This window comes from Sphingomonas aliaeris (assembly GCF_016743815.1).
Lineage (GTDB): Bacteria > Pseudomonadota > Alphaproteobacteria > Sphingomonadales > Sphingomonadaceae > Sphingomonas > Sphingomonas aliaeris.
In genome coordinates this window covers 1,989,481-2,015,593 of sequence record NZ_CP061035.1, presented here as the reverse complement: position 1 = coordinate 2,015,593, position 26,113 = coordinate 1,989,481, and the positions used below count along the sequence as shown (strand labels likewise).

At 64.5% G+C, this 26,113-nt stretch carries 22 protein-coding genes and 3 pseudogenes; 12 read left to right on the top strand and 13 right to left on the bottom strand.

All coding sequences use genetic code 11. The features are described from left to right. Positions 1 to 116 precede the first annotated feature (116 nt). Both smpB and H5J25_RS09525 read left to right on the top strand, forming a co-directional pair. Positions 117 to 599: an SsrA-binding protein SmpB gene (gene smpB, locus H5J25_RS09530; RefSeq protein WP_202090461.1), complete on the top strand. Its 483-nt coding sequence runs from the start codon at positions 117 to 119 to the stop codon at positions 597 to 599. Positions 600 to 663: 64 nt separating this feature from the next. Further along, positions 664 to 1,179, top strand: coding sequence for a DUF2062 domain-containing protein (locus H5J25_RS09525; RefSeq protein ID WP_202096267.1), 516 nt, complete (start codon positions 664 to 666; stop codon positions 1,177 to 1,179). A 30-nt stretch (positions 1,180 to 1,209) separates the two neighbouring features. Here the strand turns inward: H5J25_RS09525 and H5J25_RS09520 are convergent, their stop codons facing one another. Beyond that, entirely contained in the window at positions 1,210 to 2,874 is a 1,665-nt protein-coding gene (locus tag H5J25_RS09520) for a formate--tetrahydrofolate ligase (RefSeq protein WP_202090456.1), read from the bottom strand. A gap of 201 nt (positions 2,875 to 3,075) precedes the next feature. Here H5J25_RS09520 and rmuC point away from each other — a divergent pair, with 201 nt between their 5' ends. After that, entirely contained in the window at positions 3,076 to 4,524 is a 1,449-nt protein-coding gene (gene rmuC / locus H5J25_RS09515; RefSeq protein WP_202090455.1) for a DNA recombination protein RmuC, read from the top strand. 5 nt (positions 4,525 to 4,529) lie between these two features. Beyond that, positions 4,530 to 5,282 carry an AAA family ATPase gene (locus H5J25_RS09510; protein WP_202090454.1) on the top strand — a complete coding sequence of 251 codons (753 nt, stop codon included), beginning with the start codon at positions 4,530 to 4,532 and terminating at the stop codon, positions 5,280 to 5,282. Positions 5,283 to 5,290: 8 nt separating this feature from the next. Here H5J25_RS09510 and H5J25_RS09505 read toward each other — a convergent pair whose 3' ends face one another. From H5J25_RS09505 to H5J25_RS09475, 7 genes and pseudogenes are all read right to left on the bottom strand, one after another. Then, on the bottom strand, positions 5,291 to 6,091 hold the full coding sequence (locus tag H5J25_RS09505) for a TrmH family RNA methyltransferase (RefSeq protein ID WP_202090453.1): 801 nt from the start codon (positions 6,089 to 6,091) through the stop codon (positions 5,291 to 5,293). A gap of 84 nt (positions 6,092 to 6,175) precedes the next feature. Further along, a complete protein-coding gene (locus tag H5J25_RS09500; protein WP_202090451.1) occupies positions 6,176 to 6,448 on the bottom strand; it encodes an HPr family phosphocarrier protein in 273 nt (90 codons plus the stop codon). Beyond that, a complete protein-coding gene (locus tag H5J25_RS09495) occupies positions 6,448 to 6,855 on the bottom strand; it encodes a PTS sugar transporter subunit IIA (protein ID WP_202090450.1) in 408 nt (135 codons plus the stop codon). The genes H5J25_RS09500 and H5J25_RS09495 overlap by 1 nt, the downstream gene beginning before the upstream one ends. Next, on the bottom strand, positions 6,852 to 7,790 hold the full coding sequence (gene rapZ, locus H5J25_RS09490) for an RNase adapter RapZ (RefSeq protein WP_202090449.1): 939 nt from the start codon (positions 7,788 to 7,790) through the stop codon (positions 6,852 to 6,854). The genes H5J25_RS09495 and rapZ overlap by 4 nt, the downstream gene beginning before the upstream one ends. Further along, positions 7,790 to 8,191 (bottom strand): annotated as a pseudogene (locus H5J25_RS09485) (HPr kinase/phosphorylase); the annotation flags it as partial. The gene rapZ and the pseudogene H5J25_RS09485, both read right to left, overlap by 1 nt. A gap of 26 nt (positions 8,192 to 8,217) precedes the next feature. Beyond that, a pseudogene (locus H5J25_RS09480) lies at positions 8,218 to 9,778 on the bottom strand (stimulus-sensing domain-containing protein). Further along, entirely contained in the window at positions 9,775 to 10,482 is a 708-nt protein-coding gene (locus H5J25_RS09475; RefSeq protein ID WP_202090448.1) for a response regulator transcription factor, read from the bottom strand. The pseudogene H5J25_RS09480 and the gene H5J25_RS09475 overlap by 4 nt, the downstream one beginning before the upstream one ends. Before the next feature lie 174 nt (positions 10,483 to 10,656). Between H5J25_RS09475 and H5J25_RS09470 the strand changes: the two genes are divergently transcribed. From H5J25_RS09470 to H5J25_RS09455, 4 genes are all read left to right on the top strand, one after another. After that, complete coding sequence (locus H5J25_RS09470; protein ID WP_202090447.1) at positions 10,657 to 12,270, top strand: phosphoenolpyruvate carboxykinase; 1,614 nt, start codon at positions 10,657 to 10,659, stop codon at positions 12,268 to 12,270. Between the two features lie 172 nt (positions 12,271 to 12,442). Beyond that, positions 12,443 to 13,900: an IMP dehydrogenase gene (gene guaB, locus H5J25_RS09465; RefSeq protein WP_202096264.1), complete on the top strand. Its 1,458-nt coding sequence runs from the start codon at positions 12,443 to 12,445 to the stop codon at positions 13,898 to 13,900. Between the two features lie 205 nt (positions 13,901 to 14,105). Further along, entirely contained in the window at positions 14,106 to 15,281 is a 1,176-nt protein-coding gene (locus H5J25_RS09460) for an RsmB/NOP family class I SAM-dependent RNA methyltransferase (protein ID WP_202090446.1), read from the top strand. 48 nt (positions 15,282 to 15,329) lie between these two features. Next, on the top strand, positions 15,330 to 15,854 hold the full coding sequence (locus H5J25_RS09455; RefSeq protein WP_202090445.1) for a hypothetical protein: 525 nt from the start codon (positions 15,330 to 15,332) through the stop codon (positions 15,852 to 15,854). A 118-nt stretch (positions 15,855 to 15,972) separates the two neighbouring features. Here the strand turns inward: H5J25_RS09455 and H5J25_RS09450 are convergent, their stop codons facing one another. From H5J25_RS09450 to H5J25_RS09430, 5 genes and pseudogenes are all read right to left on the bottom strand, one after another. Continuing rightward, on the bottom strand, positions 15,973 to 16,926 hold the full coding sequence (locus tag H5J25_RS09450; protein WP_202090443.1) for an IS110 family RNA-guided transposase: 954 nt from the start codon (positions 16,924 to 16,926) through the stop codon (positions 15,973 to 15,975). 286 nt (positions 16,927 to 17,212) lie between these two features. Next, complete coding sequence (gene rsmA / locus H5J25_RS09445; protein ID WP_404829525.1) at positions 17,213 to 18,049, bottom strand: 16S rRNA (adenine(1518)-N(6)/adenine(1519)-N(6))-dimethyltransferase RsmA; 837 nt, start codon at positions 18,047 to 18,049, stop codon at positions 17,213 to 17,215. Beyond that, on the bottom strand, positions 18,046 to 19,053 hold the full coding sequence (gene pdxA / locus H5J25_RS09440) for a 4-hydroxythreonine-4-phosphate dehydrogenase PdxA (RefSeq protein WP_225883025.1): 1,008 nt from the start codon (positions 19,051 to 19,053) through the stop codon (positions 18,046 to 18,048). Before pdxA ends, rsmA begins: the two co-directional genes overlap by 4 nt. A gap of 13 nt (positions 19,054 to 19,066) precedes the next feature. Beyond that, positions 19,067 to 20,431, bottom strand: coding sequence for a peptidylprolyl isomerase (locus tag H5J25_RS09435; RefSeq protein WP_202090438.1), 1,365 nt, complete (start codon positions 20,429 to 20,431; stop codon positions 19,067 to 19,069). 91 nt (positions 20,432 to 20,522) lie between these two features. After that, positions 20,523 to 22,773: pseudogene (locus H5J25_RS09430) on the bottom strand (LPS-assembly protein LptD). Positions 22,774 to 22,933: 160 nt separating this feature from the next. Here H5J25_RS09430 and H5J25_RS09425 point away from each other — a divergent pair. From H5J25_RS09425 to H5J25_RS09410, 4 genes are all read left to right on the top strand, one after another. Next, entirely contained in the window at positions 22,934 to 24,406 is a 1,473-nt protein-coding gene (locus H5J25_RS09425; RefSeq protein ID WP_202090436.1) for a leucyl aminopeptidase, read from the top strand. Positions 24,407 to 24,548: 142 nt separating this feature from the next. After that, on the top strand, positions 24,549 to 24,989 hold the full coding sequence (locus H5J25_RS09420) for a DNA polymerase III subunit chi (protein WP_202090434.1): 441 nt from the start codon (positions 24,549 to 24,551) through the stop codon (positions 24,987 to 24,989). A gap of 96 nt (positions 24,990 to 25,085) precedes the next feature. Continuing rightward, positions 25,086 to 25,508 carry a nucleoside-diphosphate kinase gene (gene ndk, locus H5J25_RS09415; RefSeq protein ID WP_202090432.1) on the top strand — a complete coding sequence of 141 codons (423 nt, stop codon included), beginning with the start codon at positions 25,086 to 25,088 and terminating at the stop codon, positions 25,506 to 25,508. Further along, positions 25,498 to 26,028 (top strand): GNAT family N-acetyltransferase, encoded by a 531-nt coding sequence (locus H5J25_RS09410; RefSeq protein WP_225883024.1) that lies wholly within the window; start codon positions 25,498 to 25,500, stop codon positions 26,026 to 26,028. The genes ndk and H5J25_RS09410 overlap by 11 nt, the downstream gene beginning before the upstream one ends. The last annotated feature ends 85 nt before the right edge of the window (positions 26,029 to 26,113 follow it).

The window sequence follows — 26,113 nt, the reverse complement described above, 5'->3', positions numbered from 1 at the left end:
CAATCAGCACGGCGCGCACCCGAAATCGTCTCGCCCCCGGTAACGTCACGGACCGACACGATATCTCGGATGCCCGCTTCCCTTCCTTCACGGGCGCGCCTACATCGCGGCTCTCTATGGCCAGACCCAAACCCGCTACATTCGAAAAGACCAAGGTCGTCGCCGAGAACCGGCGCGCGAAGTTCGATTACTTTATCGAGCAGGTGTTCGAGGCGGGGATCGCCTTGATGGGCACCGAAGTGAAGAGCCTTCGCTTCGGCCAGGGTTCGATCGTCGAAAGCTATGCCGAGGTCGCGGACGGCCAGGTCGTCCTGATCAATTCGAACATTCCCGAATTCAGCCACGGCAACCGCTTCAACCACGAACCGAAGCGCCCGCGCAAACTGCTGCTGCACGAACGCGAGATCAAGAAGATGCACGGCGCGGTCGCACGCGACGGCATGACGCTGGTGCCGCTGTCGATCTACTTCAACCCGTCGGGCAAGGCGAAGGTCGAACTCGCGCTCGCCAAGGGCAAGAAGGCGCACGACAAGCGCGATACGATCAAGGAACGCGACTGGAAACGCGAGCAGGGGAGGATCATGCGTGATCGCGGGTGAAACGCCCAAGGTCGCGGTCCAACCGAAACTGTCCACGCGTCTGGCCGCCTGGTGGCGTCGATCGATGCCGACGCGCGAAAGCCTGGAGGGCAATCGCTATCTGAAGCCGGTCGCACACCGCGTACTGGCGCCCGAATTGTGGCGCTTCACCCGCCGTTCCGTTCCACGCGGCGTGGCGCTGGGCATGGTGACCGGCATCCTGTTCCCGGTCGCGCAGATCGTGCTGTCGGCGATCTTCGCGCTACCGTTCCGCGCCAACATCCCGACCGCCGCGGCGACGACCTTCATCACCAATCCGCTGACGACGCCGCCTTTGTGGGTCGCCGCCTACTGGATCGGCAAGACCGTGCTGCGCGTCGATCAGGCGGTGCCGGGCGACCCGATCGCGAAGACGGTCGAGGCGAATACCGACTGGCTGCACTGGCTGTGGGCCGGCGCATTGCCCGCCACGATCGTCGGCCTGATCGTGGTGACGGTGGTGTTCTCCGTCCTTGGCTATGCGCTGACCGCATTCGGATGGCGGCTGTGGATCGCGCACAAATGGCGCAACCGTCACAGCCGGGCCGAGCCGCAGGGCTGATCGGCCCGGGGCGGCTCGCGCTTCGACCCGTTAGAACAGCCCTTCGATCTCACCGTCCGCTCCGAACCGGATCGCCTCCGCCGCGGGTACGCGTGGCAATCCGGGCATCGTCATGATCTCGCCGCAGATCGCGACGACGAAGCCGGCGCCAGCGGACAGCCGCACCTCGCGCACCGGCACGACATGCCCGGTCGGCGCGCCCAGCTTCGCCGGATCGGTCGAAAAGCTGTACTGCGTCTTCGCCATGCAGACGGGCAGGGCGCCATAACCCGCATCCTCCCACCGCTTTAGTTGCGCATGCACGCCCGGATCGGCGATCGCTTCCTCCGCGCGATAGATGCGCGTCGCGACCGTGTTGATCTTCTCGAACAGCGACAGGCCGTCATCATAGATCGGCGCGAATTGCGGCGTCGCGTGGTCGCACAAGTCGGCCACCTTCTCCGCCAGCGCGACGGCACCCGCGCCACCGTCCGCCCAGTGCGTGCACAACACCGCTTCGGAGCCAAGGGCCATCGCAATCTCGCCAATGGCGGCAATTTCGGCCGCGCTATCGCCGTCGAAACGGTTGATCGCAACGATGACCGGCACGCCGAACATCCGCACATTCTCGATATGCCGCGCCAGGTTGACGCCACCGCGCCGCACCGCCGCCACATCCTCCGCGCCCAAATCGGCCTTGGCCACTCCGCCATTCATCTTCAGTGCGCGAACCGTCGCGACGATCACCGCCGCGGACGGCTTCAAGCCCGACTGGCGGCATTTGATGTCGAAAAACTTCTCCGCGCCCAGATCCGCCCCGAACCCCGCTTCGGTCACGACATAGTCGCCCAGCGCCAGCGCGGTGCGCGTCGCGATCACCGAATTGCAGCCATGCGCGATATTGGCGAACGGCCCGCCATGCACGAACGCCGGATTGCCCTCCAATGTCTGTACGAGGTTCGGCTTGATCGCCTGCGCCAGCAGCACCGCCATCGCTCCATCCGCCTTCAGGTCGCGTGCGGTGACCGGGCGGCGGTCCCGCGTATAGGCGACGACGATCCGGCCCAGCCGTGCCTCCAGATCGTGCAGGTCGGTGGCCAGGCACAGGATCGCCATCACTTCCGACGCGACGGTGATGTCGAACCCGCTCTCGCGCGGATAGCCGTTCGCCGGGCCGCCCAGCGACTGAGCGATGTCCCGCAGCGCGCGGTCGTTCATGTCGAGCACGCGCCGCCACACGATCCGCCGTACGTCGATGTCCAGCGCATTGCCCCAATGGACGTGATTGTCGATCATCGCCGCAAGCAGGTTGTGCGCCGATGTGGTCGCGTGGAAATCGCCGGTGAAGTGCAGGTTGATGTCTTCCATCGGCGCGACCTGCGCATATCCGCCGCCCGCCGCGCCGCCCTTCGTCCCGAAACATGGGCCGAGCGAGGGCTCGCGCAGGCACAGCACGGTCTGCCGTCCGATCCGGTTCAGCGCGTCGGACAGCCCGACCGACGTGGTCGACTTGCCTTCGCCGGCGGGGGTCGGGTTGATCGCGGTGACCAGGATCAGCTTGCCCTGCTTGCCGGTCGCCGGCACGCGCGACAGATCGATCTTCGCCTTGAAATGCCCGTACGGCTCGACCGCTGCATCGGGGATGCTGAGCGCCGCCGCGATTTGGCCGATCGGCCGCAACGTGGCGGCGCGTGATATTTCGATGTCTGACTGCATGGCGCCATCCGTAAGCCCGACGGACGCGACCGCAAGCCGAAGCGGTGAATTATCGCTGTCCTACTCGTGACGTTCGTTCTATGTTCCCGGCATGCACTGCCATGTCCTTTTCCGCTCCGCCCTTCATCGTTTTTTCCATCAGGCGGGGGGCCAAAGAGCCGACCGTAGTGTCAACTTCGTCAATTTGTTCGAGTCGAAGTGATGGAGATTTTGCTCGCCGCGATCATCGCGCTGATCCTCGGTCTGGCGGTCGGCTGGCTGTTCGGAAACCGCAATATCGTCCATGCTCGAGCGGAGCGGGATGCGCGGACGGACGAACTGAAACGTGCGATCGTCGATCTCGCTTCGGCGGAGGAACGCGCGCGGGGCGTCGCCGATCTGCGCGAGGAACTGGAGGCGATCCGCGAGGAACGCGACATGGCACGCACGCGGCTCGCGACGCTGACGGCGCAGGCCGAGGCGTTCGAGGCGCGGATGATCGAACAGCGCGACGTTCACAATGCGCGGATGATCGAATTGCGCGAGGCGAAGGACATGATGACGTCGCAGTTCAGCGAGCTCGCCGGCAAGATCCTGACCGACGCGCAGACCAATTTCCTGAAACGCGCGGACGAACGCTTCAAACAGTCCGAGGAAACCGCCGGGCAGAATTTGAAATCGATGCTCCAGCCGGTCAGCGATCGCTTGCTGAAATATGAGGAAGCGGTCTCGAAGGTCGAGAACGAGCGCAAGGGCGCCTTCAGCGAATTGAAGGGCCAGATCGAACAGATGCGGATCGGCCAGGAAAAGGTTTCGAGCGAGGCGGCCAAGCTGGTCAACTCGCTGCGCAACGCCCCGAAATCGCGCGGACGTTGGGGCGAGCAGCAGTTGAAGAACGTGCTCGAAAGCTGCGGCCTGTCCGAACATACGGATTTCCAGACCGAGGTCAGCGTCTCGGGCGGGGACGAGGGCGGGCGGCTACGGCCCGACGCGATCGTCACAGTGCCGGGCGGCCGCAGCCTCGTGATCGACGCCAAGGTGTCGCTCAACGCCTATCAGGACGCGTTCGGCGCGGTCGACGAAGCGGAACGCGCCAAGGGCCTGACGCTGCACGCCGCATCAATGAAGGCGCATATCAATGGCTTGGGCAACAAGGCGTATTGGAGCCAGTTCGCCGATGCGCCGGATTACGTCATCATGTTCGTCCCCGGCGAACATTTCCTGTCGGCGGCATTGGAGCAGGAACCCGGCCTGTGGGACTTCGCGTTCGAAAAGCGAGTCCTGCTGGCGACCCCGACCAATCTCATCGCGATCGCGCGCACCGTCTCGGCCGTCTGGCGTCAGGAACGGCTCGCGAAGGAAGCGCGGCAGATCGGCGAACTGGGCAAGGAATTGTACGACCGCTTGGCGAAGGCGGCGGGCGATCTGCGCAAGGTCGGCGGTGGGCTGACCAGCGCGGTCAACAATTACAACGCCTTCGTCTCCAGCTTCGAAAGCCGCACGCTCGTCACCGCGCGCAAGCTGAAGGACCTCAACATAGAACCCGGCGCGCGGGAGATCGAGACGATGCAGCCGGTCGAGGCACTCGCCCGCTACGGCGATGCGCCCGCCTTGTCGGATGACCGTCCGGAGGCTGGCGGCAAGAGCGACGCCGAGCCGGCAACGGCGTAGCCCGGATGGCCCGCCCGCGTCGGCTGCGTCTCTCGCCACCATACCTCAAGCGGGTCTGGCTGGAGGCCGGTCCGGACTTCGACGCGTCGCAATATCCCTTTTGCCTGCCCATGTTCCGGGACGGCTATTTCGAGCTGAAGTTCGAAGCGCCGATCACGATCATCGTCGGCGAGAATGGTATCGGGAAATCGACCCTGTTGGAGGGACTGGCGGTATTGGCCGGATTCGACGAAGGCGGCGGTGGACCGGGCTACCGCGCCGTGGACCATTCGCGTGCCGTGGAGACCGGCGGCGGGGTGCTGGCGAACGCGTTGAAGGCGAGCTGGCTCCCCCGGATCGCGCAAGGCTGGTTCTTCCGGGCGGAAAGCTTCTTCTCGGTGGCGCGGTATCTGGATGAGATGCAAAGCGATTGCGCCAATTTCCTGTCGCACTCGCACGGCGAAGGATTCATGCGGTTCTTCGAGGAGCGCTGCGAGAGACCGGGCATATTCATTTTCGACGAACCTGAATCCGCGCTGTCGCCAAATCGACAGTTCGATTTCCTCCGCATGTTATCGCGTATCCGGGCGCAGGATCGCAGCCAGGTCATCATCGCCACGCATTCGCCCATCCTGATGGCGATGCCGGGCGCGGTGCTGCTCAGGATGCGCCCTCACGGCCTCGAACAGGTCGCGCTGGAAGATACCGAACACTTTCAGATCACGAGGGAATTCATGCGATCGCCGCACGAATTCGTATCGATGATGCTGGATGCCTGACGAGCCCGTCACCCCCGGCGCTGGGCCAGCACCTCATACGCCATCACTGCCGTCGCCACCGCGGCATTCAGGCTGTCCGCCTTGCCCAGCATCGGGATCTTGACCAGCAGATCGCATTCCGCGGCCATCTCGGCGGGCATCCCCTGCGCCTCGTTCCCCGTCAGCAGAAATGTCGGGGCATCGTATTTGGCGGCGCGATAGTCGTTCTCGGTGTCGAGGCTCAGCCCGACCAGCTGGCCCGGACCGGACCGCAGCCACGGCAGGAACTCGCTCCACTCGGCCATGACGACCGGCACCGTGAACAACGCCCCCATGCTCGCCCGCACCGCCTCGACCGAGAACGGATCGACGCATTCACCGATCAGGATCAGCCCACCCGCGCCGACCGCGTCACCCGTGCGCAGGATCGTGCCCAGATTACCCGGATCGCGCAGCCGTTCCGCCACCAGCCAGATGTCGGCGGACGTTCGGTCCAGCACGCCCAGCGCCCCGGCAAACTCCGCGAACACGCCGACCACCGCCTGCGGATTGTCCTTGCCCGACAGTTTGGACAGGATATCCGGCACCGTCTCGATCGCCTGCCCACCGCTATCCTCGACATCGAAGATCAACGTGCGGACCAACGGATGCCCGGCGCCTTCACGCGAATAGAACAGATATTCGGGAATGCGCCCGTTCTCGCGCGCCTCGGTCAGGATGCGCAGCCCTTCGGCCAGGAACAGCCCTTCCTCGCGACGGTGTTTCTTCTCGCGCAGCGATCGGATGCGCTTGATCAGCGGGTTGGAATAAGCGGTGATTTCGCGGGGCATGGTCGGGCCGATTGCTGTGGGGCGGATTGCCCCCTTATCGGCTGGCGTCGTCCGAAGTCGAGCCGCCTGTGGCTCGCCGCCCGATCAATCTTCCCCGAACTTCGCCTCGACCAGTTCGCACAGCGCGCCGACCGCTGCTTCCGCGCCGTCTCCGTCGGCGGAGATGACGATCGAGTCCCCCATCGCCGCGCCGAGCATCATCAGGCCCATGATCGACGTGCCGGTCACCGATCCCGCGCCGTCCTTCTCGACCGTCACTTCGGTCGGCTGGGTCGATGCGAGCGTGACGAACTTCGCGCTCGCACGGGCGTGAAGTCCGCGCTTGTTAGTGATCAGGACAGTGCGCTGAATGGCCATCAGGCGGCCGCCTCGCCGAGCACTTCGGACGCGACGGTGATGTATTTCCGCCCCGCCTCGCGCGCTGCGGCGACCGCGTCCACGACCTTCATCTTGGAGCGTGCCGAACCGAGCCGGATCAGCATCGGCAGGTTGATTCCCGCGATCACCTCGAACCTGCCCTTTTCCATCAGCGAGATCGCGAGATTCGACGGGGTGCCGCCGAACAGGTCGGTCAGCAGGATCACGCCTTGCCCCGAATCCACGTCGTGGATCGCGTCGGCGATATCCTTGCGGCGCGCTTCCATGTCGTCTTCGGGGCCGATCGCGATCGTCGCGATCCGCTCCTGCTTGCCCACGACATGCTCCATCGCGGTCACGAACTCCTCGGCAAGGCGTCCATGCGTCACCAGAACCAGGCCGATCATTCCAACTTCGTTCCACTGCCAGTGCTGTCTGCCGGTGCGCCCTCCAGACTATCCTGGGGCGCGGCGGCCAGATCACGATGTGCAACCGTGGGGGAAAATGCCGCGTCGCGCAACCGCCGCGCGACCCGTTCGGCGACGTGAACCGACCGGTGTCTCCCTCCGGTACATCCGAATGCGATCGTGACGTAAGATTTTCCCTCCGCTTTGTAGCGCGGGAGCAACAGCAGCAGGAGCGACTCGATCTGCTCCATCGCGGCAGGATAGGCGGTATCCTCCTCGATATAGGCACTGACATCGGCATCCAGCCCGGTTCCGGGGCGCAGGTCGGCAACCCAGTGCGGATTACGCAGGAAGCGCATGTCGAACACCAGATCGGCGTTCCGGGGCAGGCCGCGCGCAAAGCCGAACGAGGTGATCGACAGGGTCGGCGATCCCAGCCGCTCGCCGGAAAACGTCTCGCGGACCTGTTGCGCCAACTGGTTCGCGGTGAGATCGGTCGTGTCGATCAACCGATTGGCCCATCCGCGCAACGGCGCCAGCAATTCGCGTTCGCGCGCGATCCCGTCGCTTGCCGGTCGATCCAGGGCGAGCGGATGCCGCCGCCGTGTCTCGGAATATCGCCGCTCGAGTTCCGATCCCGAGCAATCGAGGAACAACGTGCCGATATCGTGCCCGTGCTGCTCGCGCAGCGTCTTGATCCGCTGCACGATGCGATCGGGATCGAAGTCTCGCGTCCGGGCGCCGATACCGATGGCGAGCGGTTGATCGTCACCGTCAGATCCTTCCGGCAGGGCTGCGCTCAGCAACCGGTCGAGCAGCAGAAGCGGGAGGTTGTCGACCACTTCCCACCCCAGATCCTCCAGGGTCCGCAACACGGTGGATTTGCCGGCACCGGACAGGCCGGTCACCAGCAGGATATCCTTCGGTTCGGCCATCAGAACAATTCCTGTGCAAGCGCCAGTTCCACCTTGATCGGGGCGGAGGGGTGATGTGGGTCGATAGCGATTTCGTGTATCTCACATCCGGCGATCGAACGCACGGACGGGGCCATCGGCATACGTTCGATCCGATCCGTCAGCCGCACGATCATCCCAACCGGAATATCGGCCATGAACGGCACCGTCAGGATTCCCAAACCGCGCACTTCGATCTTGCCCGCGATCGTATCGGGCGCACGAGCGACAAGCGCAGCGCCTTGCCGCGTCAGGATCGTGTAATCATCGCTGACCAGTATAGCGCCGCGATCGATGAGCCGCAGCGCCAGATCGGATTTTCCGGAACCCGATTGCCCCTCGATCAGCACGGCGTGGCCACGGATGGCAACCGTCGATACGTGCAGGACCTCTTGCAACGGCACGTCGGTCACCGGCGATCCGCCAGCGGCAAACGAACGACGAACCGCGCGCCGTTGACCCGATCCTCGCGCGATCTCGATCGTGATATCGCCCTGGTGCGCTTCCACGATGGTCCTCGCGATCGCGAGACCAAGACCGGAATGCTTGCCGAACTCCTCGGATGCGGGGCGCAGCGACTGGAAGCGGTTGAACACCTGTTCGCGCGCATCCTCCGGTACGCCGGGTCCTTCGTCCTCGACCGTAATTCGCAAAAGATCGTTTTCGCGGACGGCGGCGATTGAGATCACGCCGCCGTCGGGCGAGAAGGAGACGGCATTGTCGAGCAGGTTTTCGAACACACGCTCCAATCGAGCGCCTTCGCCCATCACGATCATCCGGTCGCCGTCGCTGTGATCGTAGCGCAACCGGATACCGCGCTCGACGCCACGCGCCTGGCGTTGCGCCAGTAGTCCGGCGATCATCGCGTCCATGTTCAACTGCTCGAACTTCGCGCGACTGAGCTGGCCGTCCAGCCGCGATGCCTCGGATATGTCGGTGATCAGGCGATCGAGCCGATGCACATCGTCGCGAACGATCGCCAACAATTGCGCCTGCAGGGTCGAATCCTTGACCAGCGACAGGCTCTCCACTGCGGATCGCAGCGATGCCAGCGGGTTCTTCATTTCGTGCGTGACATCCGCCGCGAAAGCCTCGGTCGCGTCGATCCGGGCGCGCAAGCCCAGGCTCATGTCGGAGAGTGCGCGCGCCAGCATGCCGATCTCGTCGCGGCGGGAGGGCAGGCGGGGCACCACCACTTCGCGCGCGCGCCCCAATCGTACGCGAACCGCCGCGCGGGCCAGCCGGCGCAGCGGGCGGACGATCGTTCGCGCAAGGAATAGTGACAACAATATGGAGACCAGGGATACGATCAGCAGGACGACGCTCAGCCTGAAGCGCTCGACGCGTACCGTCTGCGTGATATCGGTCGCATTCGCGGTCGTCATGACGATCCCGTGTCCGGCAACGAGCGCGGCGGCCGTCAGCACGGGGGTTCGATCCGGCGCCCGCCAGACGGTCGCGGAGACCACATTGCCGCTGCTTGCCGCCCGGACGTCCGGCCACGAAAACCCGTCGGCGCGTTCGCGGTACAACGGAGGACGCGGTGCGCCGACGACGGTATCGATCATCGCATCGAGGAAGCGTGCGGCCGCTTTGCCGCGCCCCTGCTTGTCGGGGTATCGCAGCACCATGTTCCGAAGCCCGAGGGCTCTCGTATCGACGGAAAGCTTCCCCGTCTGGTCGTATAGCCGCAACCGCGCACCCGTATCCTTGGAGAGCCGGAGCATGAGCGCGTCGCGGCTTTCCGGCTCGACCGACCGCAGCGCTTCGGCAATCAGTCGCGCTTCGCGACCAGCCTGCGCCAGCCGGCTGTCGAGGATCCGGCTGCGATAGGAATCGAGATAGAAGAAACCGCCTGCCAAAAGGGCCAGCGCGAAGATGTTGACCGCTAGAATGCGCGGCGTCAGCGAAACGCGCCCGGACCAGCGCAGGCTCAGTTCGTTGTCATCGTTCATCGTCGCGGGCGTCATTCCTCGGAAAATCGATATCCCGCGCCGTACAGCGTTTCGATCGCGTCGAATTCCGGATCGATCTGCCTGAACTTCCGTCGCACGCGCTTGATATGGCTATCGATCGTGCGGTCGTCGACATAGATGTCGTCCTGATAGGCAGCGTCCATCAACTGGTTGCGCGTCTTGACGATGCCGGGGCGCTGCGCAAGCGTTTCCAGGATCAGGAATTCGGTGACGGTCAGCGTGACGTTCACGCCGCCCCAAGTGACCCGATGTCGCGCCGTGTCCATCGCCAGACGCCCGCGCGCGAGTTCGCCCGCGGCAACCTCCGCGTCACCGGCCGACCCCGATTGTGCCAGTTCGGTACGACGCAGGATCGCACGGATGCGCGCGACGAGCAGGCGCTGGCTGAAAGGTTTGGCGATATAATCGTCCGCGCCCATTGCGAGGCCAAGCGCTTCGTCCAGTTCGTCATCCTTGGATGTCAGGAAGATGACTGGGGTGGACTGCTTCTCACGCAGCCGACGGAGCAGTTCCAGCCCGTCCATACGCGGCATCTTGATATCGAAAATGGCGAGATCCGGCGGGTTTTCGATCAGCGCTTTCAACGCCGTCTCGCCATCGGAATAAACCCGCGTGACGAACCCCTCGGCCTGCAGGCCTATGGATACCGAGGTCAGGATGTTGCGATCGTCGTCGACGAGCGCGATCGTTGCCGTCATCAAATTGGTCCTGCAAACTCGGGATGGCCCAACTAGTCCAAACCCCCGGACGGCTCAACACTTAGCACCTTTGGCGATGTGTTCTGGACACGCGGGCGATCGTGACGATAAGCGCAGATCAACGACTTTAAACGCACACGGACATAACCGTGGCGAAATTTTAGGAGACTTCCGTTGAGCGACCGCATTCCCACTGCCGGACTGGAATCCCAGGGCATTGAAACCCGGGCAAATCTTCACTGGAACCTGGTGACGGCGCGATTGATCGAAACTGCGGTCGCAAAGGGCGAGGGGAAGCTGTCCGCCGATGGTCCGCTGGTCGTTGAAACGGGCGCTCACACGGGCCGCAGCGCGCAAGACAAGTTCATTGTGCGCGATGCCGAGACCGAATCGGTCGTATGGTGGGGCAAAAGCAACAAGGGCATGACCCCGGAGCATTTCGCCGCGCTGAAGGCCGACTTCATGGCCGAGCTGAAGGATAAGGAGGACCTGTACATACAGGACCTGTTCGGCGGGTCGCAGCCCGAGAACCGCGTTCGTGTCCGTGTCGTCACCGAACTAGCCTGGCACAACCTGTTCATCCGCACGATGCTGGTTCGCCCGAAGGAGTCCGAACTGCGCGGCTTCGAGGCCGAATATACGATCATCGATCTGCCGAGCTTCCGCGCGGACCCCGAGAAGCACGGATGCCGCAGCGAGACGGTCATCGCAGTCAACTTCACGGAAAAGCTGATACTGATCGGCGGGACGAAATATGCCGGCGAGATGAAAAAGAGCGTCTTCGGCCTGCTCAACTATCTGCTGCCGGTCGATGGCGTTATGCCGATGCACTGTTCCGCCAATATCGGCCCGAACGGAGATACTGCAGTATTCTTCGGCCTGTCGGGCACGGGCAAGACGACGCTCAGCGCCGATGCCAGTCGCACGCTGATCGGTGACGACGAACATGGCTGGTCCGACACCGCCGTTTTCAACTTTGAAGGCGGTTGCTACGCCAAGATGATCCGCCTGTCCGCCGACGCCGAACCTGAGATCTTCGCCACCACGAAGCGCTTCGGCACCGTGCTGGAAAACGTCGTGATGGACCCGGTCACTCGCGCTCTCGACCTCGAGGATAACAGTTTGGCGGAGAACAGCCGGGGTGCCTATCCGATCGACTTCATTCCGAATGCGTCCGACGACAATATGGGGCCGGTGCCGCGTAACATCGTCATGCTGACGGCCGACGCCTACGGCATCCTGCCCCCGATCTCGAAACTGACGCCCGACCAGGCGATGTACCACTTCCTGTCGGGCTATACCGCGCGCGTCGCGGGGACGGAGATCGGCGTGACCGAACCGGATGCGACCTTTTCTACCTGCTTCGGCGCGCCGTTCATGCCGCGTCACCCATCGATCTACGGCAATCTGCTGAAAAGCCGGATCGCCAAGGGCGGTGTCGATTGCTGGCTGGTCAATACCGGTTGGACCGGCGGGAAGTACGGCGTCGGCAGCCGCATGCCAATCAAGGCCACCCGCGCCTTGCTGAATGCCGCGCTCGACGGGTCGCTCAACGACGCCGAATTCCGCACGGATCCGAACTTCGGGTTCAAGGTGCCGGTCAGCGTCCCGGGCGTCGATAGCGCCATCCTGGATCCGCGTGAAACCTGGGCGAACAAGGCGGAATATGATGCGACCGCGGCAAAGCTTGTCGATCTGTTCGTAGAGAATTTCGCGCAGTTCGCCGACCATGTCGACGAAGGCGTCCGGCAGGCTGCCCCCGGCTCCAAAGCCGCGCAACCGGCGTAATGGCGAGGCCACCGATGGGGGCCATTGCGGCGTTCCATCGGTGGCCTGCCCCGCTACCCACTACGCTTCCGAACTCCGTCGGGCCGCCGCGCCGCGCACCCTAGCGCCGGACGCCCCCTTTGGTTACATGGCACGCCACGATTCCCTTCCCCCGCACTGGAACTGGCTCTTCATGGACATCCGCCTCGGTCTCACCTTCGACGACGTGCTGCTGTATCCGGCGGAGTCCGATATCGTGCCGAGTATGGCGGACACCCGCACGCAACTGACGCGCGGGATAAAGCTGGACATCCCGATCCTGTCCTCGGCGATGGACACGGTGACCGAAGCCGACATGGCGATCGTGATGGCGCAATTGGGCGGGATTGGCGTGCTCCACCGCAACATGGACATCGACGAACAGGTCGCCGCGGTTCGCCAGGTCAAGCGCTTCGAAAGCGGGATGGTCGTCAATCCGATCACCATCGCACCGACTGCGACACTCGCCGAGGCGCAGGCGCTGATGACGCGCAACCGGATCAGCGGCATCCCGGTCGTGGAGCAGGACGGCAAGCTTGTCGGCATTCTTACCAATCGCGACGTGCGCTTCGCGGGCAATCCGTTGCAGCCGGTGGCGGAACTGATGACGCATGAGAACCTCGCGACGGTATCCACCGGCGTCGGTCAGGACGAGGCGCGGCGATTGCTGCATCAGCGCCGGATCGAGAAGCTGCTGGTGGTCGACGAAAGCTACCGCTGCGTCGGACTTATCACCGTCAAGGACATGGAAAAGGCGGTCAATTATCCGAACGCGACGAAGGATGCGGCCGGCCGCCTGCGCGTCGCGGCGGCGACCACCGTCGGCGACAAGGGGTTCGAACGGACCGAGGCCCTGGTCGACGCCGATCTCGACTTGGTCGTGATCGACACCGCACACGGCCACAATCGCGACGTTGCGCGCGCGGTCGAGCGCGTCAAGAAGTTGAGCAATTCCGTGCAGGTGATCGCCGGAAACGTCGCGACGGCAGAGGCGGCGCGCGCGCTGATCGATGCGGGAGCGGACGGGATCAAGGTCGGGATCGGGCCGGGATCGATCTGCACCACGCGCGTCGTTGCGGGTGTTGGCGTGCCTCAACTGACCGCAGTCATGGATTGTGCGGAAGAAGGCCACAAGCACGGCGTACCGGTGATCGCGGATGGCGGCATCCGCACGTCGGGCGATATCGCCAAGGCGCTGGCCGGCGGGGCATCCAGCGTGATGATCGGATCCTTGCTGGCGGGCACCGAGGAAGCGCCTGGCGAGACATTCCTGTATCAGGGCCGCGCGTATAAATCGTATCGCGGCATGGGCTCGGTTGGTGCAATGGGCCGCGGCTCGGCCGATCGCTATTTCCAGGGCGATATCAAGGATCAGTTGAAGCTTGTTCCAGAAGGGATCGAGGGACAGGTGGCGTTCAAGGGGCCGGCCAAGGACGTCATTCACCAGCTGGTCGGCGGCGTGAAGGCCGCGATGGGCTATACCGGTGCGGCGACGATCCCCGATTTGCAACAGCGCGCGCGCTTCGTGCAGATCACCGGCGCCGGGCTGATGGAAAGCCATGTGCACGACGTCACGATCACGCGCGAGGCGCCGAACTACCCGACGCGGTGAGGGTTTCTCCCCTCCCTGAAAGGGAGGGACTACTACAAGATAATTCCCCCTCCCGCTTGCGAGTTCCAGGTCGGTCATGCCCCCGGCATGACCTGAACGACACGGGGTGTCGTTCACCTGGAACTGGGCTAGGGGAGGGCCATGAACACACCTTCCGATATAGCGAGCCCTCCCCGACCCCTCCCGCAAGCGGGAGGGGGGAAGAATGACACCCTCCGCCCGTATCCAGGCCGCGATCGACTTGCTCGACGCGATCACCGCCGCCGCGCGGGACTCCGGAGCAGCGGCAGATACGATCATCGCGAAATATTTCGGCCAGCGCCGCTATGCCGGCAGCAAGGATCGGCGCGCGGTGCGCGAACTTGTCTACGCCGCGATCCGAATGCTCGGCGAGCGGCCCGAGAGCGGCCGGGCGGCGATGCTCGCACTCGCGGAAGGCGATGCGGAGATGCGCGCTCTGTTCGACGGTTCGGCGCACGCACCGGCGGCGATCGGGGCGGATGAAAAAGCCGCCGTGCGCGGCGTCGCCCCTGCGTGGATCGTGAAAAAGCTGCTCGCATCCGGGATCGCGGCGGAAGAATTGCCCGCCCTGATCGACCGGGCGCCGTTGGATATCCGCATCAACCGGCTGAAGCCCGCACCGGCTCCGATCGAGGGCGCGCAGGAAATTACGGCTGTCGATGGCGCATGGCGTTTGCCATCGGGCACGAATGTCGAGGCGCTCGAAGCCTTTCGCGAGGGCGCGTTGGAAGTTCAGGACGCGGGCAGCCAGATCGTCGCGACCGCGGCGGAGGCGTCGGCAGGCCAGCGCGTCGTCGATCTGTGTGCCGGCGCGGGTGGCAAGACGCTGGCGCTCGCCGCGGCGATGGGAAACCAGGGCGTGCTGCTGGCGACCGACACCGATCGCGCGCGGCTGTCGCGGCTCACGCCGCGCGCAGAACGAGCCGGCGCAACGATCATCGAGACCCGGTTGCTCAATCCCGGTCGCGAGATGGAAGCGCTGGAGGATTGGGCCGACAGCGCGGATTGCGTGCTGGTCGATGCGCCCTGCTCAGGAACGGGCACGTGGCGGCGCAACCCGGAAGCACGCTGGAGACTGACGCCGGACCGGATCGCACGTTTGGTACGGGTCCAGTCCGAGGTGATGACCGTAGCCGCCGCGCTGGTGAAGCCGGGCGGAACACTGGTCTATATCGTCTGCTCGCTGCTGGACGAGGAAGGGGCGGGTCAGGTCTCTGCGTTCCTTGCAGCCAATGCCGGTTGGACCATCGACACGCTGGCATTGCCCGCCGGCCGGCCGCATGGCCCGGGCGTGCGATTGACTCCCGCACATGACGCGACCGACGGATTTTTTGTCGCACGCCTTCGGCGCGCGTGCTAGCCCGGCGCCATCGTGGGTAAACTCGGAATATCTGGGCTGGAGAGCATCATGCGTTATTCTTCCGTCGCCGCTGCCGTCGGGCTTACGTTGCTGACGATGTCGACATCATTGCACGGTCAGCGCGCGGACGAGCAGATCGATCCGCGGTCGCTGGCGCTGCTGGCGCAGGGGCGTGCAGCGCAGGCCGCCGGTAATCTGGACGGCGCGACCGACCTGATCGAAACCGCGCTCGCGGTCGATCCGCGCAATCGGGCCGGCTTCGTGACGTTGGGCGACGTGGCGCAGGCGCGCGGCCTGCCGGGCAAGGCGATCCGCCTGTACCGTGAGGCATTGCTGCTGGAACCGAACGACCGGCTTGCGCTGAAAGGTCAGGGCGAGGCACTGGTGATGAAGGGCGCGGTCATGCAGGCCAAGGCCAATCTCGGCAAGATCCGGACGCTGTGCGGCAAGGCGGCATGTCCCGAGGGCACCGCGCTGGCTGCCGCTATAACCAAGGGCCCGCCGGTGCAGACGGCGGCCACAACCGTCGTGCCGGGGAAGATCCCGGATAAGCCGGTGACCGGAAAGCCCTGATGCCGGGCGGGCGGTGCCGGTTTTGCACAGCGTGACTTCGGGCGTAAGCGCGCGACACGCACCGGCGCGCTTCTTTGGCATCTTACCCCGATCCCCCGTTCGTCCTGAGCAACTGTGTTCACGCGGTGCGATATTCGGTATTGTTTTTGACCATCGCGTTGAGGGTTACGAGCAGTTTTCGCATTGTGGCGACGATGGCAAGCTTGAAGGGTTTGCCGGCCTCTCGCAGGCGGTTGGTGGTAGCGGCGAGTTGCCCCTTGCCCGAGCGCGCGATGCTGAGCGCGGCCAGATAGAGACAACGCCTGATGCTGGGCCTGCCGCCCGAGCATCGCCCCGGCCGGCTGGTCTTGCCGCTTTGGCGATCGAAGGGGGCGAGGCCAGCAAGCGCTGCGACCTGTCGACTGGAGAGGCGTCCGAGTTCTGGCATGCGTGCCAGCAGGCATGCGGCAACGACCGGCCCGACGCCGGGTGCTGTGCGGAGCAGGGCTTCGCGAGCGGCCAGATCGGGCGAGGCGGCGATGACGCTGGCAATGGCTTTTTCGATGCGCAGAACCAGGGCCTTGAGCCGTGCGACCTGCGCGACGACGAGGCGGCGCATGGCGGGATCGGCGATGCTCTCCAACTGATTGCCGAACTGGACCGCCTGGGCGACGGCAAGATCGCGCATGCGGACATGCTCGGCCAGCCTCACGGCCTCGGGATCATGGACATAGGGCGTCAGTTCGGGATGCAGTGCTGCCAGACACCGCGCGATGACGGCCGCATCGAGTGGGTCGGTTTTCGCGAGTTGTCGCTCGGCACGGGCGAAACTGCGCACGCGTGCCGGATCGAGGAGATAGGCTGTAACGTCCATCCGATCGAGCAGGATGGCGAGCTTGCGCTCGTAACCGCCCGATGCCTCGAAGCCGATCCGCAGGCACGCCGTACCGGCAAGCCGGACAAGCTTGCGGCCGAGTGCGGCAATGCCGGTCTTGGTATTGGGTACCCGCCAGAGCATTCCTGCCGGATGAGCGTGGATAACGAGTTCGTCCTTGGCAACATCGATGCCGACAAAGAGGTCGGAGTGTGACATGATCCGGTCTCCCAAGCTTGTCATGCGGGGTCCGTAAGCACGGCCCCAGGCAACTGTCCGGGGTTTGGGAAGACGGATGTGGCCCTGCTCAGGAACGGTCTTTGTCGACCGGCTTGTCGAACGGCCTCACATCCGCCGCCTGAGCCGGGTGGCCACCCGGCTCAGGCACCTTGCCGATTACACCATTCCAGACAGACAAGCTTGTCGAAGAGCGTGCCCCGGGGACAGTTGCTTCGATAAGCTCAGCACGAACATATTATCCCGCGCGCGCTATTTGAGCGCGTCCCTACCGGCTCATCACTCGCGCAACCTCGACGAACTCCGCGACGCTGACCGTCTCCGCACGTCGCGTCGCCTCGATCCCTACGGCTTCCAACGCCTCCAGCGCACCGGGCAGGCCCTTCACGCTCTGGCGAAGCATCTTGCGGCGCTGACCGAATGCCGCCGCCGTCAATCGTTCCAGAACCGCGAACTTCACACCCTCGGGTGCTCCATCCGGCGTGATGTGCACGACCGCCGACATGACCTTGGGCGGCGGGGTGAAGGCCGAACGGTGAACCGGCATGGCGAGCTTCGCGGTCGATCGCCACTGCGCCAGCACCGCGAGGCGCCCATAGGCATCGTCGCCGGTATTCGCCACGATCCGATCGGCGACCTCCTTCTGGAACATTAGCGTCAGGCTCTGCCACCAAGGCGACCAGTCTGTGGACAGCCAGCGGACGAGTAGGGCGGTGCCGATATTATACGGCAGGTTTGAAGCGATGTGCGGTTTGCCCACAAACAGGGCGGGCGCGTCGATCTCCATCGCGTCGTCCTCGATCACGCGAAGCTTCCCGGGAAAGGCGTCACTAAGTTCGACAAGCGCCGGGATGCAGCGGCGATCGCGCTCGACCGCGGTGACACGGGCGCCGGCCTGAAGCAGCGCGCGGGTAAGGCCGCCGGGGCCGGGGCCGACCTCGAACACGTCTGCATCCTTCAGGTCGCCGGGGATGCGCGCGATCCGCGCGAGCAACTGCCCATCGAGCAGGAAGTTCTGCCCCAGCGCCTTGCTGGCGTTGAGGCCGTGACGCGCGATGACGTCCCGCAACGCCGGCAACTGGGGCAGGGGGGCGGTGTCGCTCACAATAGTCGCGCGGCGCGGCGCTCGGTGGCGTCCCCGGCCATGCGGATCGCGGCGATCATCGCGCCGGGATGCGCAACGTTCTTGCCCGCAATACCGAATGCGGTGCCGTGATCGGGCGATGTGCGGACGATCGGCAAGCCCAGGGTGAAGTTGACGCCTTCGTCGAAATGCAGCGTCTTCAACGGGATCAGCGCCTGATCGTGATAGCAGCAAACGGCCGCATCATATTGGCTGCGAGCGCGGGCATGGAACATCGTGTCGGCGGCAAACGGGCCGGATGCGTCTATGCCTTCGTCCCGCAATTGCGCGATCGCGGGGATGATGCAGTCGATCTCCTCGCGTCCGATCGCGCCGCCTTCGCCGGCGTGCGGGTTGAACCCGGCAAAAGCGAGACGGGGGCGCTCGATACCGAAGTTCTTCTGCAACCCACGGGCCGTGGCACGGCCCTTTGCCACGATCAGGTCGATCGACAGCATGGACGAGACCAGATCGAGCGCGACATGCGTCGTGATCGGCACGACCCGCAGCGACGGACCGGCCAGCATCATTACCGCATTCTCTCGCGATACGCCGCAGCGTTCGGCGACGAATTCGGTCTGGCCGGGATAGGAGAAGCCGATTTGGTAGAGTTGCGCCTTGGACACCGGCCCGGTGACGAGCGCGCTTGCCGCGTCGGACCGCGCGAGACCGGCGGCGACCTCAAGCGAATGCAGCGCGCATCGGGCGCCGTCTACGTCCGGATAGCCGGGCGAAATATGTCCGCCGTCATCGACGCCCAGCACGGGAAGGCCGCGCGCAAATGCGTCGTTCGCCTCGGCAGGGTCGAGGATCGGGACGACCGGGCCGTCCCATACCGCCGCGACAGCGCGCGCGTCCCCGACCGCGAAGAACGGTGGCAGGTCGTTCGCGCCGCGCTCGGCCCAGGCCTTGGCGATGATTTCCGGCCCGATGCCAGCCGGATCGCCCATCGAGACGGCCAGCGGCGCGACGAAGCGTGCAGCCATTTCGGGCCGGTCCTCAGCGATATTCGACGATCGCATCGCGGCGCAGATCGCGCAGCAATTGCTGGGCGCGCAAGTTTACGCGCTGCTGCTCCATCTGCCCCTGCAAGCGGCTTGCGTCCGGAAGGTCCCCACCGCGCGGTTCTTCCTTGCCGCATAGCACCAGCGCGCGAACGCCGTCCTGCGCAGACCCGAACGGCGGCGTCGACTGGCCGACCGCGAGCTTCAGCATGATCTCCTGCAACGCCGGCGGAAGATCGCGGATCGTCGCACTGTCGCTATCCACCACGTCGCCGCCGATCGTCGACGCGACCTGCGCCACGTCGCCGCACCCACGGAGCGACTTGGTCGCCTCGGCAAAGGCGGCAACGCGCTGGGTCGCCTGCGCCTGCGTCGTGCCGGCGGGGAAACGAACGGTGATCTGCTTCAGCGCCAGGCGAGCGTCGCGCGGGTCCGCGGTCAGCACCTGACGTTTGTCGACCATGTAAATGACCGAGAAGCCTCCGGCGACCGGGATCGGCCCGGCAATCTGGCCCACCTGCATCGTCTCGGCGGCGCGGGCGAGTTCATCGGGCAATTGCGATGCGCGAACCCAGCCAAGATCGCCGTCCACGCTCTTCGTCGTCGCTTCCGAGAAGGTGCGCGCGAAATAGCCGAACGGCGCCTCGCCCTTCTGGATCTTTTCGATCATCTGCCGGATGCTTTCCGCGACCTGTTGCGCACGGTCGGGGGCGGCGCTGATGTAGATTTCGTTGACGTGATACTCGTCGGTGCCTTTGGATTCCTGAAGCCGCTTCAGGATGCCCTTCACCTCTTCTTCGCTGACATTCACGGTCGGTTCGACCTTGCGGCGCAAATACCGCTGCCACGCGAGTTCGCCCTCGATCTGCTTCTTCAGCGAGCGTTCGGAAGAACCGACCTGTCGAAGGTACGTCCGCATCTTGTCCGGCGTCATCTTGAAGTTCTTCGCCACGCCCGTGAAGCTCTGGTTCAGTTCTTCGGGCTTGATCGTGACGTCGCTCGCCTTCGCTTCCTGGATCTGCAGCGTTTCGTCGATGATCTGGTTCAGCGTCTGCGTGCGCAACCGCGCGGTGTCTTCGGCATTCAGTTTCCAGCCGTTGATCGCAACGGCCAAAGCCAGCCGCTGGTCGACATCGGTGCCCGTAATGACGGTTTCGTTCACGATCGCGGTCGGCTTGCGGATGTTGGGATCCAGCTTGCCGTAAACCTGCAGGTTGTCGGGGATGTTCAGTCCGACGTCCGGCACCGACGCATCGGGCACCGTCTGGGAAATGCCGGCGACCGGCGTGCAGGTCACCGAAATCGCCGCGAGCATAGCCACCGCACGGCCGGACTTCACCGCCTTCGTCACAGAAATCATCACGTGTTCAAAAATCCCATATCGTGCGGCCGAACCCAATCAGCGGCGTCACCGGCGGTATTCACATCGGACAGTTCAGGTGAACCCAAGCTTAGCGTCCAAGATTCTTGAACGCCAGCGACAAGAGGAAGCCATTACCGGCGCGCGCGTCGCCGGTCGTCTGGTAATCATGCTTCCACGTCATGCCCAGACGGAGGCAGTCGTCTTCATAAGCGACACCCAGCCGGTGACGGAGCGGCGTGAAACCATCGGAGACAGAGAGCGGATCCTCCTCCCGATCCGTGAGATCGATCAGCGAGGAGCCGAACACCGACCAGAAGCGGGCGAACTGCACACGTCCAGCGACGCGGACTTCTTCACGATCCTGCAGATCCTCGGTCAGGCTGATGTTTCGGTTGAGGCGGATATATCCGAGCAGAAGATAGGTGCTGCGCGATCCGATCGTCGCATCCAGCTCGTTGCGGCGCACCGCGAAATTGTCCTTGTCCAGCCGGTAGCGATGCGTGACGGAGACGAGGTCGCGAAACCGGACTTCGGTGCGGCCGACATAATCGGAGAAGCGATCGTCCAGCCCGGTACCATTCGGGAAGATGTCGCTACGCGTACCCAGCCGGTAGCTCTGGCCGATATTCGTGCTGATCGCGACGCCCGGCAGGTCGAGCGCATAATCCAGGCCGTACGTGAACCGCGTCCCGTCGTCGATCCGGTCGTACCCGGGAAAGCGATTGAGCGCGAACAGGTTGGAATCCTCGAGATCGACCGCGCGCGCATCCTCGTTCGGGATGTCGAAGTTCTTCAGGTGCGGCGATGCCACCATCTGCACGCGCGGCGTGATGCGCTGCATGCCGCCGAGGAACTGCCCGATCAGCGGCCATTTGACGTCGACCGCCACCGCCCCGATCGCACGGCTCTGCCAGCCTTCCTTGCCGCGATACGGTATCACCGCCGTCGCGAGCGTATCGCTGGCATGATAGACGTCGCCGCGACCGAATGCGGTGAACGTGACCTCCTGCCCCCAGCGTGTCAGCTTGCGCAGATCCCAGCGAGCGCTGACGAAGCCGCGCTGCGTATCCTGCCCGTCGCTGCGGGTCAGCGCCAGCGTATTGGCCTGTAGCGACAGCGTCCCGCCCAGCAGGCCGTCGTTCATCCGGCGGCGATAGTCGATCTCCGGAAACGCAACCGGCTGCAAACCTTGGCGATCGTTGACGCGCACCGTCTGCACGGCCCAGCCGGTAATCCCAAAATAGCTTTTGGCATCGATCCGCTCCAGCCGCGCGGTCGATCGCAAACGATCGTCGTACGAAATGTCATAGCGGCGCAGGAACGTGCGGTCGCTGGCGAGGCGAATCGACGCGCTCGCGCTCCAGTTCGGATCGAACTGATAGCGCGCGACGCCGTCGAGATAACCGCGAAACGCGACAGTGGTGTCGGTCGGGTTGAACGTATCGAGATCGTCGCTGCGGCGGCTATAGGTGCCGTAGCCGATCACCCGGAACGCACCCTTCGTATCCAGTGCGGCATAATCCGCCTTCAACAGCGGCAGGGCGTTGGTGAACACGCGCGGCGTCAGCGTCAGCCCGCGATTGGGTGCCAGACGGAAATAGTAAGGCTGGGCATATTCCAGACCATTGGTGCGGCTGTACCGGAAATCGGGCGATAACAGCCCACTATCGCTGTTCCCGCCGACCGGGTGAGAAAAAGCCGGGAGCGGTATCGTCGGCAGGCCGAACAGGTTGATCTGTGCGCCCTTGTAGTAGATCCGCTCCTTGTCGGGACGATACGTCACGCGAACGGCGGTGATCTTCCACGACGGTTCCTTCGGGCATCCCTTGGACGTGGTGACGGCACACGGCGTATAGGCCGCATCCTCCAGTTCGATCTTCTCGTCCGGAAACCGCGTGCCCTTGCGCGCGGCAAGGCGACCGCCGCGTTCCAGCACGACGAGCATGTTGTCGACCATCCCGTCCTTCAGCGAATCGGTCAGTTCGATCGAGATCGCCATAGGCGATGTCGCCGCCGGGATTGGTAATCGCGATGCTTCCGGTCGCGACGACCTTCCCGGTCGTACGGTTCCACACCACCTTGTCGGCACGAAGCTTGTCGCCGCTCCGCGCCATACGGACGTCGCCGGTCGCCGTCACGACCTCGGAGTTGGTATCGTATTCCAGCGCAGCCGCACTGAACGCGACCTGATCCTCGGTCGCGGCAGGAAGGTCCACGGCAGAGGGTGGAGGCGTCGCAGGCGTTTGCAGATCCTGCGCATGCGCCTCCGCGGACAGCAGCAGCAAGGCGGACAGGGCAAGCGTCTGGGCGCAGGTCGAGAGCAGGAAGGAACGCTTCACGTCGGGAAAACACACCCCCAGACGCGCCGGAATGACGCGCGATTGCCCGCCCTATCGCACCAGCGGCCCCGCGCCGCAATCGCCGCTTTCTTTGCCAGCGCCGGGATGCGGGTCTAGAGGATGCGACTCAACGACGATTTACCAAAGCCCGAGGATCTCTATGCATATCGTTCTTTCCAACGCGCCTACCGATTCCGGTACCGCGCTCGCGCTGCCGATCGAGAAGGATGCGCTGGACCGCGCGATGTTCGGCGATCTGGATACCGCGGCAAAGCAGGTGCTCACCGGGGCGGCGAAGGGCAGTCGGTTCGAAGGAGAAGCCGGCGCTGTGGTCGAGGCGTTCGTCGCATCGGGCGACGGGGTGCGTCGCGTCCTGCTGCTCGGTGTAGGTGCGGGCGGCGATGCGGATTACGAGCGGGCGGGCGGCGCGCTGACGGCCAAGCTGCTGACCTCGGGCGCAGACGCGGTAACGGTCGATTTCGGCGGGACCGGTGCCAGCGCGAAGGCGGCGGCACGCTTCGCCGGCGCAGCCGCGCAGCGTGGCTGGCGGCATGACGTGTATCGCACGAAGCTGTCCGAAAAGGCGAAGCCGACTCTGACCACGATCACGTTGGCGGGCGTTCCTGACGGAACCGACGCGGCATGGGCCGAGCAGAAAGCGATCACGGAGGGCATGGAATTGACCCGCACGTTGGTGGCCGAGCCGCCAAACGTCATCTATCCGGAAAGCTTCGTCGCTAAGGTTCTGAAGGAAGTCGAAGGCCTCGGCCTCGAGGTCACCGTATTGGGCGAGCCCGAAATGCTCGAACTCGGCATGGGCGCGCTGATGGGTGTCAGCCAGGGTTCGGTGAAGAACGCGCAATTGCTCGCGCTGAAATGGAGCGGGAAGGGTGCGGGCGATCCCGACCTGGCTTTCGTCGGCAAGGGCGTGACGTTCGACACTGGCGGCATCTCGATCAAGCCCGGCGCGGGTATGGAAGACATGAAGTGGGATATGGGCGGCGCGGGTGCGGTCGTCGGCGCGATGAAGGCGCTGGCTGGACGCAAGGCGAAGGCGAACGTGATCGGCGTGTGCGGCCTCGTGGAAAACATGCCTGACGGGAACGCGATCCGGCCGGGCGACGTGCTGACCAGCATGTCGGGGCAGACGATCGAAGTGCTCAACACCGATGCCGAAGGGCGGCTGGTATTGTGCGACTGTGTCACCTGGGTGCAGCGGACGCATCGCCCGAAGACGATCGTCGATCTGGCGACGCTGACGGGCGCGATGATCGTCGCGTTGGGCAACGAAAATGGTGGGCTGTTCGCGAACGACGATGCGTTGGCCGATCAATTGCTCAAGGCGGGCCTCGCTACTGGCGACAAATTGTGGCGCTTCCCGCTGTCGCCGACCTACGACAAGTTGATCGACAGCCCGATCGCCGACATGAAGAATGTCGGCCCGCGCGGCGCGGGGTCGATCACCGCGGCGCAGTTCATCCAGCGCTTCGTGGATGCAGGCGTGAAGTGGGCGCATCTCGATATCGCCGGCATGGTCTGGTCGGACAAGCCGGGCCCGAACTACGACAAGGGCGCAACTGGCTACGGCGTGCGTTTGCTCGACCGGTTCGTGGGGGACAATTTCCAGGGCTGAGCGGGGTCGGATATCGTCACTGCGCCGTCATCCCCGCGAAGGCGAGAATCCATAGTGGCTGCCGGCCGTGATCAGCGGATGCGTTGGTGATTATGGATCGCCGCCTATGCGGGGATGACGACCGAAAGGGGGGCAGAAACACATGCAGGTCGATTTCTACCACCTCACCGCGACGCCGATCGACCGCGCCTTGCCACAGATTGCCGAGAAGGTTCTGGCAAACGGAGGACGCCTGCTGATCGTCGCGGAGAGCGCGACGCAGCGGCAGGCGATCGACCGACTGTTATGGAGCTACAGCCCCGAAAGCTTCCTGCCGCACGCCGAAGCCGGCGCGGAAACGGACGCGAATCAGCCCATCCTGTTGAGCGGGACGACGATCGCGACGAACGAGGCGCGCAACGTTGCGCTGGTGGACGGCGTCTGGCGCGATGAGGCTTTGGCGTTCGACCGCGCGTTTCATTTCTTCGACGCGGACCGGATTTCGGAGGCGCGCGCCGCGTGGAAGGCGCTGGCCGATCGCAACGGCGTGACACGCAACTATTGGAAACAGAATGAAGCAGGCCGCTGGGAGAAGGCGGCCTGATCGTGCGCCGCCACCGTCCTTCGCTTGCATCGCCAGCGTGGCCCGACTAGGGAACCGCCACTTTCCGCTATTCCAGATTTGAGGAGCTTCACGGTCATGGCCGCGAACCGCACGTTTTCGATTATCAAGCCGGACGCCACGCGTCGCAACATCACCGGCGCCGTCACCAAGATGCTGGAAGAGGCCGGTCTGCGCGTCATCGCCAGCAAGCGCATCCACATGACCCGCGAACAGGCCGAAGGCTTTTACGCGGTGCACAAGGAGCGTCCGTTCTTCGGTGAGCTGGTAGAGTTCATGATCTCCGGTCCGGTCGTCGTCCAGGTTCTGGAAGGCGAGAATGCGATGCAGCGCAACCGCGACATCATGGGTGCGACCAACCCCGCCAATGCGGAGCCGGGCACGATCCGCAAGGAACTGGCCGAATCGATCGAAGCGAACACGGTCCACGGTTCGGACTCGGATGAGAATGCCGAGATCGAGATCGCCTACTTCTTCAAGCCGGAAGAAATTGTCGGCTGATCTGAAATGGCGCGTGCGACGGGCGGGGGCGGATGACGCTGCCCTCCTGTCGCTCGTCGCCAATGCCGCGTTCCTCGATACCTATGCGTCGGCGCTGGATGGCGGCGACCTTCTGGCGCATTGCCTGAAGAACAATTCGGTCGCGACCTTCGACCGCTGGCTGGTTGACGACACTTCCGTGGTGACGCTCGCTCTGGTCGATCCGGGTGGCGCGCCGCTCGGCTATTCCGTGCTGACGGCCCCCGATTTTCCCATCGACATACAGCCGGGCGACGTCGAGTTGCGCCGGATCTACACGCTGCGCCAGACGCATGGCAGCGGCATCGGGCCCGCCTTGCTGGAGCAGGCGCGGATCGACGCGACCCGGTTGGGCGCCGTACGCATGTTGCTCGGGGTCTGGGAACACAACCACCGCGCCCGCGCCTTTTACGAGCGGCAGGGTTTCAGCATCATCGGAACACGCGAGTTCGTCGTGGGCAACGAGATGCACACCGATCCGGTTTACGGGCTGGAGCTTTGAAGTCAGGTTCCTCTACTTCCTCGCGCTAAACTGCGTCGAGGTGACCAGATATCCGAAGCTGCTGGCGGTTTCTGCCAATACACCA

Coding starts and splice junctions, on each gene's coding strand:
- smpB (WP_202090461.1), top strand. CDS start 117: ATGGCCAGACCCAAACCCGCTACATTCGAAAAGACCAAGGTCGTCGCC.
- H5J25_RS09420 (WP_202090434.1), top strand. CDS start 24,549: ATGCAGGTCGATTTCTACCACCTCACCGCGACGCCGATCGACCGCGCC.
- H5J25_RS09505 (WP_202090453.1), bottom strand. CDS start 6,091: ATGCCCCGCGAAATCACCGCTTATTCCAACCCGCTGATCAAGCGCATC.
- H5J25_RS09475 (WP_202090448.1), bottom strand. CDS start 10,482: ATGACGGCAACGATCGCGCTCGTCGACGACGATCGCAACATCCTGACC.
- pdxA (WP_225883025.1), bottom strand. CDS start 19,053: ATGGCTGCACGCTTCGTCGCGCCGCTGGCCGTCTCGATGGGCGATCCG.
- H5J25_RS09435 (WP_202090438.1), bottom strand. CDS start 20,431: ATGATTTCTGTGACGAAGGCGGTGAAGTCCGGCCGTGCGGTGGCTATG.
- H5J25_RS09460 (WP_202090446.1), top strand. CDS start 14,106: ATGACACCCTCCGCCCGTATCCAGGCCGCGATCGACTTGCTCGACGCG.
- rmuC (WP_202090455.1), top strand. CDS start 3,076: ATGGAGATTTTGCTCGCCGCGATCATCGCGCTGATCCTCGGTCTGGCG.
- H5J25_RS09450 (WP_202090443.1), bottom strand. CDS start 16,926: ATGTCACACTCCGACCTCTTTGTCGGCATCGATGTTGCCAAGGACGAA.
- ndk (WP_202090432.1), top strand. CDS start 25,086: ATGGCCGCGAACCGCACGTTTTCGATTATCAAGCCGGACGCCACGCGT.
- H5J25_RS09425 (WP_202090436.1), top strand. CDS start 22,934: ATGCATATCGTTCTTTCCAACGCGCCTACCGATTCCGGTACCGCGCTC.
- H5J25_RS09500 (WP_202090451.1), bottom strand. CDS start 6,448: ATGGCCATTCAGCGCACTGTCCTGATCACTAACAAGCGCGGACTTCAC.
- H5J25_RS09495 (WP_202090450.1), bottom strand. CDS start 6,855: ATGATCGGCCTGGTTCTGGTGACGCATGGACGCCTTGCCGAGGAGTTC.
- H5J25_RS09520 (WP_202090456.1), bottom strand. CDS start 2,874: ATGCAGTCAGACATCGAAATATCACGCGCCGCCACGTTGCGGCCGATC.
- guaB (WP_202096264.1), top strand. CDS start 12,443: ATGGACATCCGCCTCGGTCTCACCTTCGACGACGTGCTGCTGTATCCG.
- rapZ (WP_202090449.1), bottom strand. CDS start 7,790: ATGGCCGAACCGAAGGATATCCTGCTGGTGACCGGCCTGTCCGGTGCC.
- H5J25_RS09525 (WP_202096267.1), top strand. CDS start 664: ATGCCGACGCGCGAAAGCCTGGAGGGCAATCGCTATCTGAAGCCGGTC.
- H5J25_RS09510 (WP_202090454.1), top strand. CDS start 4,530: ATGGCCCGCCCGCGTCGGCTGCGTCTCTCGCCACCATACCTCAAGCGG.
- H5J25_RS09455 (WP_202090445.1), top strand. CDS start 15,330: ATGCGTTATTCTTCCGTCGCCGCTGCCGTCGGGCTTACGTTGCTGACG.